Genomic DNA, 14,354 nt, shown 5'->3' on the forward strand with positions numbered 1-14,354 from the left:
CTAAGGACGTCTGAAGAGGGTAATACTGCGTCCGGCCAGTTCGTACTCTACGGTGTCGGTGAACGCTGTCCCGGCGGCAGCGTCCTCTGCCGTAGACAGCTCCAGCACCCATCCCCCTTCGCCAAACTGCGGGATCTGGAACGGCACGGTGCCTTCAAACGGATTAAACAGCATCAGCACGTCGTGCCAGATGCCGTCCTCCTGCCTGAGATCCGGCCTGCTGATGGAGACCCCGAGCGTCGAGCCCTCATCCCACTGCTCGTCCTGCTGCGGACCGCCTCCGGCATTAAACCAGCGGATCTCGAGCCCGTCGCGCCAGCTTTCACGGCGCAGCAGCGGCTGCGATGCGCGCAGGGCAATAAGCCGTCGGGTAAACTCGCGCAGCGCGGCGTCGTTTTCGGATAGCCCCTTCCAGTCGATCCACGAAATCTCACTGTCCTGGCAGTAGCCGTTGTTGTTGCCCTTCTGCGTGCGGCCAAACTCGTCCCCCGCCAGCAGCATCGGCGTGCCGTGTGAAAACAGCAGCGTGGTCAGGAAATTACGCTTCTGCCGTTCGCGGGTAGCAATAATATCCGGGTTCTCCGTAGGCCCTTCCTCGCCATAGTTGTACGAGCGATTATCGTTATGCCCGTCGTTATTGTCCTCGCCGTTGTCGGCGTTATGCTTTTCGTTGTACGACACCAGGTCATTCAGCGTAAAGCCGTCGTGAGCGGTGATGAAGTTGACGCTGGCCCACGGACGACGTCCGCGCAGGTCGTAAAGATCCCCGGATCCCAGCAGGCGTGCGGCAAAATCACTGGAGACGTTATCGCCCTTCCAGTACTCGCGTACGGTATCGCGGTATTTGTCGTTCCACTCCCCCCAGCCCGGCGGGAAACCGCCAACCTGATACCCGCCGGGACCGATATCCCAGGGTTCACCAATCAGCTTCAGTCTCGATAACACCGGATCCTGCGATATGGCGTCGAAGAAACCGCCGCGCGGGTCAAACCCTTCCGGCTCGCGGCCCAGGATCGTCCCCAGATCGAAACGAAAACCGTCGATGTGCATCGACTCCGCCCAGTAGCGCAGCGAATCCATCACCATCTGCAGCACGCGCGGGTGCGAGGTGTTGACCGTATTTCCCGTCCCGGTGTCGTTGATGTAGTACCGGTGCTGGTCCGGCAGGGTGCGGTAATAGCTGTAGTTATCAATCCCCTTGAACGAGAGCGTGGGGCCAAGCTCATTTCCTTCCGCCGTGTGGTTGTACACCACGTCCAGAATCACCTCGATGCCCGCGTCATGATACGCGCGCACCATGTCGCGAAAGCCCTGGATCCCCGCCGGGCCGTAATAGCGCGACGCCGGAGCAAAAAAGCCGAGGGTGTTATAGCCCCAGAAGTTCTTCAGGCCACGATCGAGCAGATGCTGGTCGTCCGGGAACCAGTGAACCGGCAGCAGCTCCACCGAGGTGATGCCAAGACTCTTGATGTAGTCGACCGAGGCTTTATGCCCCATGCCTTCAAACGTGCCGCGCAGCTCGGGTGGTATGGCCGGGTTCATCTGGGTAAAGCCCTTCACGTGGCTCTCATAGACGACGGTATGCGGCCAGGGCACGTTTGGCCGGCTGTTGTCCTGCCAGTCAAAGGCGTCCGGATCGATGACCTTGCATTTTGGCGTAAACGGCGCGCTGTCGCGCGTATCAAAACTGAGGTCCAGTTCGTCATGTCCCAGCACATAGCCGAAATGCGCGTCGTTCCAGTCGATATCGCCCACCAGTTCGCGGGCGTAGGGATCGATAAGCAGCTTGTGCGGGTTGAAGCGGTGACCGTTTTCCGGATCGTAGGGCCCATAGACGCGATAGCCGTACAGCGCGCCGGGCTTCAGGTCCGGCACATAGCCGTGCCAGACCTCATGGGTATATTCCGGCAGCTCCAGCCGGGCGATTTCGTTTTTCCCGGACGGGTCAAAAAGACAGAGCTCTACCCGCTCGGCGTGAGCGGAGAACAGCGCGAAGTTAACCCCTTTCCCGTCATAATTAGCACCCAACTGCAGGCCATGACCGGCCCGAATTTCAAACGTAGTATCCTTTGCCATTTTCGTTCTCCACGATTATTCGCAGGTAAGCAGAACCAGTACACATCCCTTTTCTGACGTTAAATCCAGCGTCTCTTGCAGAATGCGGCTTTCACCGCTGAACAGGTCCCGATAGCGCTTCCCGACCAGTTCGTCGGGTATCGCTACCGTGGTATTGATCCACAGCTCTTCGTTGCCGTTGACACCAAAAACCAGGCGCGGCACGGCAACAATCAGCGCCTCGTCGTCCTTAACGCGCGCATAGACAATCAGGTTCTCCTCGCGCTCGCCGGAGACCTTAAGCGGCAGCCAGTCGCCGTAGCGGAAAAGCGCATCGTAGTGCGGCCGAAGCCGCAGCAGCGTGGCGGTGACGAACTGCTTAACGCGCCCGTCTCGCCAGCATGCCGGGTCGTCAAACACCGTGGCATCCGCCGCGCTGAGGTTATGCTCCAGGGCCGGAAAGTCCGGCTCCCGGCGGTTATCCGGGTCGACCAGGCTAAAGTTAAGCGCCTCGCTGCCCTGATAGATGTCCGGCACGCCGGGGGCCGTCAGCTTGATAGCCGTCTGGCTGAGGCTGTTCATCAGCCCGGCCCGGATAAAGGGCCGCATCGCCTCGCTGAAATCATGCAGGAACAGGGTGTTGTCCGGGGAAAGCAGGTGCCGCGTGTAGCTCAGCACCACGCTCTCATAGCTCTCGTTGCTGTCGATCCAGTCGGTGCGCTGTTTCGCCTCGCGCAGCGCTTTCTCAAGAAAGCCAAGGAAACGTTCTTCGAGTGATTTCAGCCCGTCGGCGTCGTCTGGTGACAACGTGGCGGGCCAGACGCCCGCCAGCGCCTGATAGATCATCCAGGTATCAGCGGCGTTCGGCGCGGTACCGTCATTGAGAAAACGCACCTGGGTCTGGTTCATCTGCCGCCAGCGGGCCAGGTTATTGCCCCATTGTTCCGGCGCTTCCGTCAGGGTGTAAAGACGTGCCCGGGCATCTTCCCCGCGCTTGGTGTCGTGCGTGGAGGTGCCCAGCAGCGCGTCGGGCTGACGGGCCAGACGAATGCGCATCTCCTGGTGGAAGCGGGATAAGGAAAACGCGCGCGGGGTCGGGTCGGCACCGACTTCATTGAGCGCCAGCTCGAGGTTGTGGCGAAAGAACAGCGTGTCTTCAACGGATTTCGCCATCAGCGGCCCGGTGAGCTGCTGGAAGCGGGTTCTGAAAAGCGCGGCGGACTCGCGGCAATCTTCCGGCAGGTCGCCGGTAAGAATGCGCACAATCAGGCTCAGCGCCGCTTCAGACGTCTCCACGCTGGCGACCACGCGGTTGAGCAGCGCCACGTCCGGCGAGGTTAATCCCGCCCGGGTGCCGTAGGTGCGGTAGACCGGAAAGGCGATAAGCAGCTCGCGCAGCGCGTGGCGGATCTCCTCGCGCGGCAGCGCAACCTCATTGCGGCGGGCCAGATCGTCAGCAAGGTTAAGCAACGTGGTAAATTCACCCTCAAAATTACGATCGGTCATCAGGCCCTTGGCATCGCGCAGTTCAGCGTGCCGATCGACCGTGATTCCCAGCGTCTCCTCGTGGATGGTCTCCAGGCGCGACAGGTTATCGTCGTCGACCAGCACTTCCGCCAGCGAGGCGATAAACTCGTAGCCGGTGGTGCCGGAGATCGGCCAGTCCGCGGGGAGCTGTTCCCCTTTGGCGAGGATCTTTTCGACCGTAATGTAGCAGTCGGGCCCGGTGGCCTGCCGCAGGCGCTGCAGATAGCCCAGCGGATCCGCCAGGCCGTCGACATGGTCAATGCGCAGGCCGTCCACCACGCCCGCGTGGACCAGTTCAAGGATCAGCCGGTGCGTATCGTCGAATACCGGCTCGTCTTCAACCCGAACGCCGACCAGCCCGGTAATCTCAAAGAAGCGCCGCCACGAGAGCTGCTTCGGCGCTTCCCGCCAGAACATCAGCCGCCAGCTTTGGGCGTCATGCAGTTCCGCGATGCTCTTATCCTCGCTGTACGTACCCGGGTTGAGCGGATACTCGGCGTCATAGTAAACCAGCGCGGCCTTTTTCGTGACAGGGTCACGTTTTAAGGTGATGGCTCCCTGCTCCAGCTCCGCCTCAAAGGTGTCGCCGAGAAACGGCAGCGTGAGCGGGCGCGACGCGTCGATATCGAAGTAGCGGAAATAGCGGCTCTGCTGGCCGTATTCAATCACGTCCCGCCACCAGGGATTTTCCAGCGAGGTCGACATATGGTTCGGGACAATGTCCAGAATCAGCCCCATGCCGGCCTGCTTAAGCGCTGCGACCATGCGGTCGAAGCCGTCTCGTCCGCCGATTGCGGGGTCAATTTCATTCGGGTTGGTCACGTCATAGCCGTGGGTGGAACCCGCGGTGGCGGTAAACACGGGCGACGCGTAGAGGTGGCTGATACCGAGATCTTTCAGATACGGCACCAGCGCCGCAACGCGGTCAAAGGTCATACCATTACGGAACTGAATACGGTACGTGGCGGAAGGGATCATAACGATGCTTCTCCATCAGCAAAGCGAACGACAATAGCGTTCGGCGGTAAAACGTCAGTGACTTCCGGCCAGGCAAAGCGCGTCTCACCCGCGAGATCGGGCAGCGCGACGGGCTTATTACCAATATTGAGCGCCACAGAGAGCGTCCCCGACGGGAAGCGCCAGCTCACCGCCACCATGCCGGGCGCGGTCTTGATCACCTTGCCCTGAACGGTGCCGCCATGACGCAGAAGCGGAACAATATGACGATGGCGCAGCGTCAGCAGATGGCGCGTGAAGCGCAGCCACGTTTTACCTTCGTCGGTGGCAATCTTATTCCAGTCGAGCTTTGAGCGAACAAAGGTGTTCACGTCATTCGGGTCCGGGACGGTTTCATCGTGTCCCGCATGGCCGGTAAACTCTTTTGCGCGCCCTTCCCGCACCGCCTTTGCCAGATCGCCGTGAAAATCGGTGAAGAACAGGAACGGATGCGTTTCCCCGAACTCCTCGCCCATAAACAGCAGCGGGATGTGGGGGGAAAGCAGCAGCGCGGCTAGCAGCACCCGCGTCTTGTCGGCACCGGCCAGGGTGATAAGCCGCTCGCCCTGGGCGCGATTCCCGGTCTGATCGTGGTTCTGAATAAAATCGACGAAGAACTGCGGCGGCTGCGTCTGGCACTCCACCCCGCGGGATTCACCGGTTTGCAGCGAAATTTCGCCCTGGTAGACAAACCCTTCTGCCAGCGCCCGGGCAAACTTTTTCTCCGGCTCAAAGGCAAAATCCTGGTAGTACGCGTGAGTCTCGCCGGTAGCAAACACGTGGGCGGCATTGTGGAAGTCATCATTCCACTCGGCGGTGAACAGCGGCGTGTTGCCCTGCTCATCGTGCGGATGCAGGAAAATCACGTTGCGGCTGTCTTCCGTGGTCAGGTGAACGTGACGGTGCGGAATGGCCTCGCGAATTTTTGCGGCAATCTCCTCGAGAATATGCGTATCCGAGCCGTCTTTAATCTGGTCGATGGCATCAAAGCGCAGACCGTCCAGACGGTACTCCGTCAGCCAGTAGAGCGGCGCGTCGGTCATGTACTGTCTCACCGGCTCGCGCTCGTAGGCGATGCCGTTGCCCCACGGCGTCATTCGATCCGCATCGAAAAACGCGGGCGACAGCAGCGGCAGATAGTTCCCCTCCGGGCCGAAGTGATTAAGTACGATATCCAGCACCACAGAAAGACCCAGCCCGTGAGCCGCGTCGATAAACGCGTGGAAATCCTCCGGCGTGCCGTATGCGGCGTGCGGGGCATACAGCAGCACGCCGTCGTAGCCCCAGCCGCGGGTTCCGCCAAACTGGGAGACGGGCATCACTTCAAGCTGGGTAATACCGAGCTCTGCCAGATACGGCAGCTTATCGATGGCCGCCCGGAAGGTGCCCTCCGGGGTAAAGGTGCCAACGTGCAGTTCGTAAATAACCGTCTCTTCCCACGGACGCCCGCTCCAGTCCCGGTTGACCGGCTGATAGCGCCGGGGATCGATCACCACGGAGGGGCCGTTAACGTCCCCCTTCTGCGCGCGCGAGGCGGGATCGGGCACCGTCATGCCGTCCTGAAGAACAAACTGATACTCTGCGCCGTGCGTGACGCCGGGTACGTCTGCCTGAAACCAGCCGTCGCCAGCTGCCGCCATCGGCACGTCGGCGGCGGCCAGACGTAGCGTAAGTTCTTTCTGTCCTTCTGCCCAGACGCGAAAACGTACCACGTCATCGGAAATAAACTCAGCACCCCACTGCTTTTGAAATGTCCTGAATTCCATTCATTGTCCTCGAATGACCCACGTTTTATGCGGAACGAAGTACAAGCTTAGTTCAGGATTAAAAGTGTGTTAGGCCAGCGGATTTAACCGCTTCGTCTATTCTTTATGAGATAACTCACTACCGGGAAAATTATGCAGATTCGAAAAGGATTAAATACTGACCTCGTACGTCTTGAATGCTGTGACTTTTCTTTCACCATTAGCCACATTGCGCGAGAGCCCTTTATCCACTGCGATTTGCATATCGAAGCCGTCGCCGAGCCCTGGATTAAAACCTACGAACTCGACATCCAAACCCTTGAAAACCACTGCGTTAATCCGGACGCCATATTTCTTATCGCCGAAACGGATGACGGTGAAATAGCGGGTTTTATTACCGCGTCAATCGGCTGGAATAAGTTTATCTCGGTGGATTACATCGCCGTGGAGCGCACGAAACGCAGAACCGGCGCCGCGCAAAAACTGATGGCCGCCGCGCACGTCTGGGCCCGCAGCGTAAACGCACCGGGATTACGGCTTGAAACACAAAATGTGAACGTCTCTGCCTGTCTGTTTTACCGCAACTACGGGTTTACCCTCGGCGGATACGATCGTTTTCTCTACAACGCCTTACCGGAAAAAGACGAGGTCGCCCTGTTCTGGTATTACATGCTGGTCTAACGGCGCGGCCTTCATATTTCTGTCATTGAACTTCACTACGCTTTGCGGATTTTAAACAAGGCGTTGAGGAAAGAAGCGTGAATTTTATGGCGAAGGCATTACTGCTGGCATTACCTGTTTTGAGTGCAACGGCAGCGGCGACGGCCGCCGGGCGCGACCTGTGTGAACCCAAAGCGTACGAAATGGCGCTGCGCTATCAGCAGAAATCGGCAGAGATCATGGCTCTTCAGCTGCAAACCTATCGGTTTGCCACCGAACGTTTCAATGAAAAGTTAAAAGGTCTGAAAACGCCTGAAAATTACGCCGTGGTCATGGACCTGGATGAAACGGTGCTGGATAACACCCCTCTGCTGGTGCGTGACACCGAGCAGTGTCACGACTTTACAAAATGGGACACCTGGAGCGACTGGGAAAAACAGGGAAAACCCGGCTTAATTCCGGGCGCGAAGGCGTTTCTTGACCATGTGAATCAAAGCAAGGTCCGTATCTATTATGTTTCGGACCGCATGCAGGAAAATAAAGCCGATACGCTCAGGACGTTAACAGCCCTGGGACTTCCGCAGGTGTCCGATGAAAGCGTGCTTCTGGACACGGTCAGCAAGGAAGAGCGTCGCCAGAGCATCCTCAAAAAGCAGCAGATCGTGATGCTGTTCGGCGACAGCCTGCCGGATTTCGCCGTGCAGTTTAAAAACAAAAAGCCGAGCGAACAGCAGCGTGAACTGGTTGAAGCCAGCGCGGAACACTTCGGAAACGACTGGATTGTGCTGCCAAATGCTGCTTATGGCGCCTGGTCCAAAGCCACCTTGGATAGCTGGAACGCACCGCTGAAAAAATAAGGTCTTACGGGCCGGAAAAGGCATTGCCCGTCTTGCCGGCCCTTCGGTTGACTATCCATCCCGTTTATAGGTCCTATCATTTCTGGGCAGGTTCTTATAATTTTACGAAGAAGTAAGATGAGCGCTTTCAAAGGAGACTCGTATGCTTACCGTGAAAAAACTTGCTCTGTCCACGCTGATTTCAAGTTCACTGCTGTTCTATCCTGCGCTCCAGGCCTCGGCGGAGACGCCTCAGCACGTTGTTAAACAACCGGCGGGCGGATACAGCGTTCAGGTCGGCGATGTTCTGGTCACCTCGTTTACGGACGGGACCGTCGCGCAGGATCTGCACAAGCTGCTGCGCCGAACAACACCGCAAAAAATTGATGCGCTGCTCGCGAAAAATTTCCAGACCAACCCCGCCGAGGTGTCCATCAACGCGTTCCTGATTGCGATGCCCGGACATAAAATTCTGGTGGATACGGGTTCAGGCCAGCTCTTTGGCCCCGGCAACGGCGGACGTCTGATTGAGAGCCTCGCCACGCAGGGGGTTAAACCCGAGGATATTACTGAAGTCCTGCTGACCCACGCCCACTCCGATCATGCGGGCGGCCTGGTGAAGGATGGAAAAGTGGTGTTCAGCAACGCCCGCGTTTTCGTTGGCAAACCGGACGTCGACTTTTTCTTTAACGACGAAAATCAGAAGAAAACCGGCTACGGCAAGAACTACTTTGACGTCGCGCAGAAGACCTTAAAACCCTATCTTGACGCCGGTAAAGTAGTACCGTTTAGCGGCACATCGGAGATTCTCCCGGGGCTGACCGGCACGGTTCATCCCGGCCATACGCCCGGCTCAGCCTTCTACACGCTGACAAGCAAAGGCGAGAAGATCACCTTTGTCGGCGACATCATTCATGCCGCGGCGGTCCAGTTCCCGCAGCCTGACGTGACCATTACCTACGATGAAGATCAGAACAAAGCGGCAAGCGTGCGCGAACACGCGTTTGCCGACTTTGTGAAAAATAAAGATCTTGTCGCCGCGCCCCATCTGCCGTTCCCGGGTATCGGGTATGTCACCAAAGGCGAAAACGGCGGCTATGCCTGGGTCCCTGTCACCTATACCAACCGGGACGCCGGCAGCGCGAAATAAAATGACGCCCGTCTCTGACATGGACATCGACCTGATCCTGACCCTGGACGCCCTGCTTCAGGACAGGAATATCACCCATGCGGCCGCGCGGCTGGGCATCAGCCAGCCCGCGCTGTCCGCCCGTCTCGCGCGTCTGCGAACGCTGTTTGGCGAACCGCTGTTTATTCCTTCCCCACATGGACGTGGGGTGCTGCCCACGCCGCGAGCGGAAGCGCTTAAGCCGCAGGTAGAGAGCGTGCTGCGCGGCATCAGCGCGATGTTTGCCCCCACCAGCAGCCGGACCTTTGTTATCGCCCTGCATGAAAACCCGGCGCTGATGCTGGGCAGCGGGCTGCTTAACCGGACAGGCACCGATGCTCCCGGTATCCGTCTGCGCTTCGCCCTGCCACAGATGGCCGAACTGCCGCAGCAGCTGGAAAACGGTGATGTGGATATCTACATCGGCGTAAGCGCGGGCGCCCATGACGGCTGGGTGAGGCGCAAACTGCTCGACGACGCGTTTGCCACCGCCCAGCGCAAAGGCCATCCGCGCGGGACCGGAGCGTTAGACCTGGAGAGCTACTGCGCCCTTTCTCATCTGGTGGTGTCATCGGCGGGGGATCCGTTTACTGGCTTTGTCGATCAAACCCTGGCCGGGCTGGGCTATCAGCGGCACGTCGCGATGTCCACGCAGAGCTACGCCGTGGCACCTGCGCTTGTTGCCGGAACCGATCTGGTGTGCACTCTGCCGGAACGGATGCTGAAGCAGTTTGCCAGCACGCTGGATCTCTTTGCGCCGCCGCTGCCGCTCCAGCCGATTACCATCAACATGTACTGGCACCCGAAAAACAGCCAGGATCCGGCGAACGTCTGGCTGCGCGAGCAGCTGCTGCAGGCCGCCGGACGTCAGGTGTGATCGAGGGTAATCAGGAATTTTTTAAGCACTTCTGAGCGAATAATCCGGTGACAAACCAGCGTCAGCTCGCTTTCCCGGAGCCGGTCGAGGATGTCCACGTAAACCACATTCTCGACGCTCACCGCCTTTGCCGACGCGGGCAGCAGCGCCAGCCCAAACCCCGCCGAGACCAGGCTTATCACCGTGGGCACATCCGTCGCGTTTTGCACCACGTCCGGCTGAAAGCCCGCCCCGCTGCAGGCGTCATAAAAATACTGTTCCAGCCCCATTCCCTCCGGGTCGCGCAGGGAGATCCATTTTTCGTCTTTCACTGACGAAAGCGTCAGCGCGGAAGATCCCGCAAGCGAATGCTGACGATACAGCGCCAGCACCGTTTTCTCTGAGGTGAACGGGCGGCTTTGCAGATCGTCAGGCAGCGACGGCAGCGGTGCGCGAATAATGGCAACATCCAGCTGGTTACTCTGCACGGCGGCGTAGAGCGTCTGCACATTTCCCGTCATCAGCGACATGGTGATGGCCGGCCAGCGCGTATGCATCTGTCGCAGCGCGGCGGGCAGCCTGCCGTCGAACATCGCGCTCGACACGCACCCGAGGTTTAACACCCCCTGCTCGCCCCTTGCCGTTTGCCTGGCGTCCAGCACCGCCTGCTCGGTCAGGGAGATGGCGAGCCTGGCTTTCGCCAGAAACGCGTCGCCCGCGGGCGTCAGGGTTAAGCGGCGGTTCGCCCGGCTAAAGAGCGTGACGCCCAGACGTTCTTCCAGCGCCTTTATCTGCTGGCTCAGCGCGGGCTGCGCCATGTTAAGGCGCTCAGCGGCCCGGTGCATGTGAAGCTCTTCGGCCACGACGATGAAGTTGCGCATCTGACGAAACTGCACGGAACGCCTCCTTTTGATATGAATTTACTTATCAATTTAGCAGTAATGATGCAATTGATGCTATTGGTCATTGCCATAAGAATGGAGGTATTCAACCGAGGGAGGAAAATATGGAAAACCCAATTAACGATCTCCGCAGCGCCATCGCCTTGCTGCAGCGCCACGAAGGGCAGTATCTTGAAACCGATTATCCGGTCGATCCCAACGCGGAGCTGGCGGGCGTCTACCGCCATATCGGTGCGGGCGGCACGGTAAAACGTCCTACCCGCACGGGCCCGGCCATGATGTTTAACAGCGTGAAGGGCTATCCAGGCTCCCGCATCCTGGTGGGCATGCACGCCAGCCGCGAGCGCGCGGCGCTGCTTCTGGGCTGCGAGCCCTCTGAGCTGGCAAAACACGTCGGCCAGGCGGTGAAAAAGCCGGTTGCGCCGGTTGTCGTTCCGGCCTCGCAGGCGCCCTGCCAGGAACAGGTTTTCTACGCAGACGACCCTGACTTCGACCTGCGCAAGCTGCTTCCGGCACCGACCAATACGCCAATTGATGCGGGCCCGTTCTTCTGTCTGGGGCTGGTGCTGGCAAGCGATCCGGAAGACAGCTCGCTGACCGATGTCACCATTCACCGCCTCTGCGTCCAGGAGCGCGACGAGCTTTCCATGTTCCTTGCCGCCGGTCGGCATATCGAAGTCTTCCGCAAAAAGGCGGAAGAGGCCGGAAAACCGCTGCCGGTGACGATCAACATGGGTCTCGACCCGGCCATCTATATCGGTGCGTGCTTTGAGGCCCCCACCACGCCGTTTGGCTACAACGAGCTGGGCGTCGCCGGGGCGCTGCGCCAGCAGCCTGTCCAACTGGTGCAGGGCGTGGCGGTAAAAGAGAAAGCGATCGCGCGGGCGGAAATCATCATCGAGGGCGAACTGCTCCCTGGCGTGCGCGTGAGAGAAGATCAGCATACCAACACCGGCCACGCGATGCCGGAGTTCCCGGGCTACTGCGGCGAGGCGAACCCCTCTCTGCCGGTGATCAAAGTGAAAGCCGTGACCATGCGAAACCACGCGATCCTGCAAACGCTGGTGGGACCGGGGGAAGAACATACCACTCTGGCCGGTTTGCCGACGGAGGCCAGCATCCGCAATGCCGTTGAGGAGGCCATTCCGGGATTCCTGCAAAACGTCTATGCGCATACCGCGGGCGGCGGCAAGTTCCTCGGTATTTTGCAGGTGAAAAAACGCCAGCCGTCAGACGAAGGACGCCAGGGCCAGGCGGCGCTTATCGCGTTAGCCACCTATTCGGAGCTGAAAAACATTATTCTGGTCGACGAAGACGTGGATATTTTCGACAGCGACGACATCCTGTGGGCGATGACCACCCGCATGCAGGGCGATGTCAGCATCACCAATATTCCGGGGATCCGCGGCCACCAGCTGGATCCGTCCCAGTCGCCGGATTACAGCACCTCAATTCGCGCAAACGGTATCTCCTGCAAGACCATCTTCGACTGCACGGTGCCGTGGGCGCTGAAGGATCGCTTCGAACGCGCGCCGTTTATGGAGGTGGATCCGCGTCCGTGGGCGCCGGAGCTGTTTACCCAGACAAAATAACCGCTTGATAGCTTAAGGCCGCGCATCAGCGCGGCCTCTCTGTCCCATTACTGCTGTTCAGGTCAGGGCTTCATTTTATTCTGTCTTTGTTTTTTCTCCCAAGGGTCATCATGACCGGGTGCTGGCGCTTCACGCACCAGGCCGCCCCATGGAGATCGATGCTTTCTTACTGATTCGGATAATGCTTTTTCTAACCGTTCATCTTCCTGACAAAATTTATCCGCCAGCTCAGGCAGTTTAAGTTTTTCAGAGAATAGATGCAGTATATCTTCATAAGCGCGTTTTTTATGCAGCAAGGGGGCTATGAGCGTCATGGCGTTGCGCACATCGTCGGGCTTCATAGATAGATCTGATAATCGTTTTTCAACGGCTTCCGGCGTGGGCATTTCATCGTCTTCCATAAGCGCGTCATCCATTATTTCTTTAAGCGCTAGATACTGCCCAACCCCTATTCTTAATACACCTTTTAAGGCAGAGTATTTTTCCGGGATACCTAACTGAACGTGATCATACAGTGGGGCGTTGATAAATTTCCATCCCTGCATACCCGGGATGCTAAACACGGCATTCGATTTATCTTCTGCCAGCACGTCAAAAAGATCGATTAATGACGCTTTTGTGAGAAGAACAGAGACAGCGCGATTGAGAATAATAGATCGCGAGTGACCAGGGAGAGGATCAACAACGTTCACCGCAATCTCTTTACCTGAATCTATGGACGTGTGTGTACAGACGAAGGTGCTTATAGGCTGGTTTTTTTGCCCTTTCCAGCCAACTCTGGTGACGCTTTCTAACTGCGCAACGCCCTCTTCGATTCTCTGCCATCGACTGCTACTTTCGCCGCCTTTGCTCTCAAATACGTGCCACTTCCCCTGGGTTGTCTCAATCAGATAATCGGGGGTAGTCTTCTTACCTTTTTTTCGCTTAAGGCTTAAGGATGCTTTATCCGCGAGCCCGGCATGAATAAATAGGTTGATTTGTTCATGTCTGGAGTTTAACCAGTTGGTTGCAGACTGGTAGCAAAAGAAACCGCCTATAATAAAGGAAATAGTCGCTTTCTCTGAGGCTTCAATGCACTGGTAAAAATTCTTCACCTTAAACGATCGGTTATGGCTAATACCAATGCAGGCGCCGGCCAGCTTTAATCTGGCGAGTACGTATATACTAATCTTTCTATGTATTTCTGCATTTAACATCCCTTCTGCAGTCCAGTTGATACTTTGTGAATAGCCACACTCCAGCGCACCTGGGATCGCATAAAATTTGGTTCTGGCAACGAGTGTGTCTACAGGTAATAACATGGTTTTAGGAGGCTTATAAGCTACGCAAACATCACTGTAGGAAGGATGATTGATCTGTTTTTTAATGCCGTCGTGCCGATTGAGATACTTTTTTAACTCAATTTTTTCTATTTCATCGTTCCTGCGACGGACATGCGGAGGTGAAACTACCAGGTAAGTAAATTTATTGCCGCTGCTGCTCATAGTATTTCTCACGAACGGTTAGATATTAAGTGACCAACGATTTCATCAATGCAGAGAACGTCAGGTGTCTGACGATATTATACTTTTACCTCTAACACTCTTAACGCTTAAATAAGGTGGGTTTACTCCGCTTGCACTCATCCCCATTGCATATCCAGTCTGGATTGCATTGCCGCTTCCCCTGCTTTCTTGTACCCTTTCAGCGTTTACCCCAATCCCCTAAAAATCGAGACATTCGGACGCCTATGACTGCACATATTTCCAACGATCCTTTGCACGGCGTAACGCTCGAGATGATGGTCAACGCCCTGGTGGCGAAATATGGCTGGAGCGAGTTGGGTGACAGAATCAAAATTAACTGCTTCAGAAAAGATCCCAGCGTTAAATCGAGCCTGAAATTTCTGCGCCGCACCCCGTGGGCGCGCGCGGAGGTCGAAGCCCTGTATCTGGACTCCCTCCACGATGAGGCAAGCACAGAACAGGCGGAGCCCGCCTTTAATCCCTGGGCCAACAGTCGGATTATCAAGAGCTAA

The 14,354-nt window shown here is 57.4% G+C and carries 11 protein-coding genes; 6 read left to right on the forward strand and 5 right to left on the reverse strand.

Features of this window, described 5'->3' with window-relative positions; genetic code table 11:
* From glgX to treZ, 3 genes are read right to left on the reverse strand one after another with little or no spacing between them, the layout of a single operon-like run.
* Positions 1 to 2,076: a glycogen debranching protein GlgX gene (gene glgX, locus L370_RS04110; RefSeq protein ID WP_023335755.1), complete on the reverse strand. Its 2,076-nt coding sequence runs from the start codon at positions 2,074 to 2,076 to the stop codon at positions 1 to 3.
* Between the two features lie 15 nt (positions 2,077 to 2,091).
* Positions 2,092 to 4,560, reverse strand: a complete 2,469-nt coding sequence (gene treY / locus L370_RS04105) for a malto-oligosyltrehalose synthase (RefSeq protein ID WP_023335756.1) — start codon at positions 4,558 to 4,560, stop codon at positions 2,092 to 2,094.
* A complete protein-coding gene (gene treZ / locus L370_RS04100; RefSeq protein ID WP_023335757.1) occupies positions 4,557 to 6,344 on the reverse strand; it encodes a malto-oligosyltrehalose trehalohydrolase in 1,788 nt (595 codons plus the stop codon). The genes treY and treZ overlap by 4 nt, the downstream gene beginning before the upstream one ends.
* 132 nt (positions 6,345 to 6,476) lie before the next feature.
* On the opposite strand from treZ, the gene L370_RS04095 reads away from it, so the two are divergent.
* From L370_RS04095 to L370_RS04080, 4 genes are all read left to right on the forward strand, one after another.
* The gene (locus tag L370_RS04095) at positions 6,477 to 7,004 is read left to right on the forward strand and encodes a GNAT family N-acetyltransferase (protein WP_023335758.1); all 528 of its coding nucleotides are present in this window, start codon (positions 6,477 to 6,479) and stop codon (positions 7,002 to 7,004) included.
* Positions 7,005 to 7,081: 77 nt separating this feature from the next.
* Positions 7,082 to 7,840 (forward strand): 5'-nucleotidase, lipoprotein e(P4) family, encoded by a 759-nt coding sequence (locus L370_RS04090; protein WP_023335759.1) that lies wholly within the window; start codon positions 7,082 to 7,084, stop codon positions 7,838 to 7,840.
* Positions 7,841 to 7,982: 142 nt separating this feature from the next.
* Positions 7,983 to 8,969, forward strand: coding sequence for an MBL fold metallo-hydrolase (locus tag L370_RS04085; protein WP_023335760.1), 987 nt, complete (start codon positions 7,983 to 7,985; stop codon positions 8,967 to 8,969).
* 1 nt (position 8,970) lies between these two features.
* The gene (locus tag L370_RS04080; RefSeq protein WP_032666610.1) at positions 8,971 to 9,864 is read left to right on the forward strand and encodes a LysR family transcriptional regulator; all 894 of its coding nucleotides are present in this window, start codon (positions 8,971 to 8,973) and stop codon (positions 9,862 to 9,864) included.
* Here the strand turns inward: L370_RS04080 and L370_RS04075 are convergent.
* Positions 9,855 to 10,739: a LysR substrate-binding domain-containing protein gene (locus tag L370_RS04075; protein ID WP_023335762.1), complete on the reverse strand. Its 885-nt coding sequence runs from the start codon at positions 10,737 to 10,739 to the stop codon at positions 9,855 to 9,857. The two genes, L370_RS04080 and L370_RS04075, sit on opposite strands and share 10 nt — an antisense overlap.
* Positions 10,740 to 10,849: 110 nt before the next feature.
* Here L370_RS04075 and L370_RS04070 point away from each other — a divergent pair, with 110 nt between their 5' ends.
* Positions 10,850 to 12,337 carry a UbiD family decarboxylase gene (locus tag L370_RS04070; RefSeq protein ID WP_023335763.1) on the forward strand — a complete coding sequence of 496 codons (1,488 nt, stop codon included), beginning with the start codon at positions 10,850 to 10,852 and terminating at the stop codon, positions 12,335 to 12,337.
* Between the two features lie 62 nt (positions 12,338 to 12,399).
* Here the strand turns inward: L370_RS04070 and L370_RS04065 are convergent, their stop codons facing one another.
* Complete coding sequence (locus L370_RS04065) at positions 12,400 to 13,821, reverse strand: hypothetical protein (protein ID WP_023335764.1); 1,422 nt, start codon at positions 13,819 to 13,821, stop codon at positions 12,400 to 12,402.
* Between the two features lie 245 nt (positions 13,822 to 14,066).
* Between L370_RS04065 and L370_RS04060 the strand changes: the two genes are divergently transcribed.
* A complete protein-coding gene (locus L370_RS04060; protein WP_023335765.1) occupies positions 14,067 to 14,354 on the forward strand; it encodes a VF530 family protein in 288 nt (95 codons plus the stop codon).

The organism is Enterobacter sp. MGH 24, from assembly GCF_000493015.1.
Lineage (GTDB): Bacteria > Pseudomonadota > Gammaproteobacteria > Enterobacterales > Enterobacteriaceae > Enterobacter.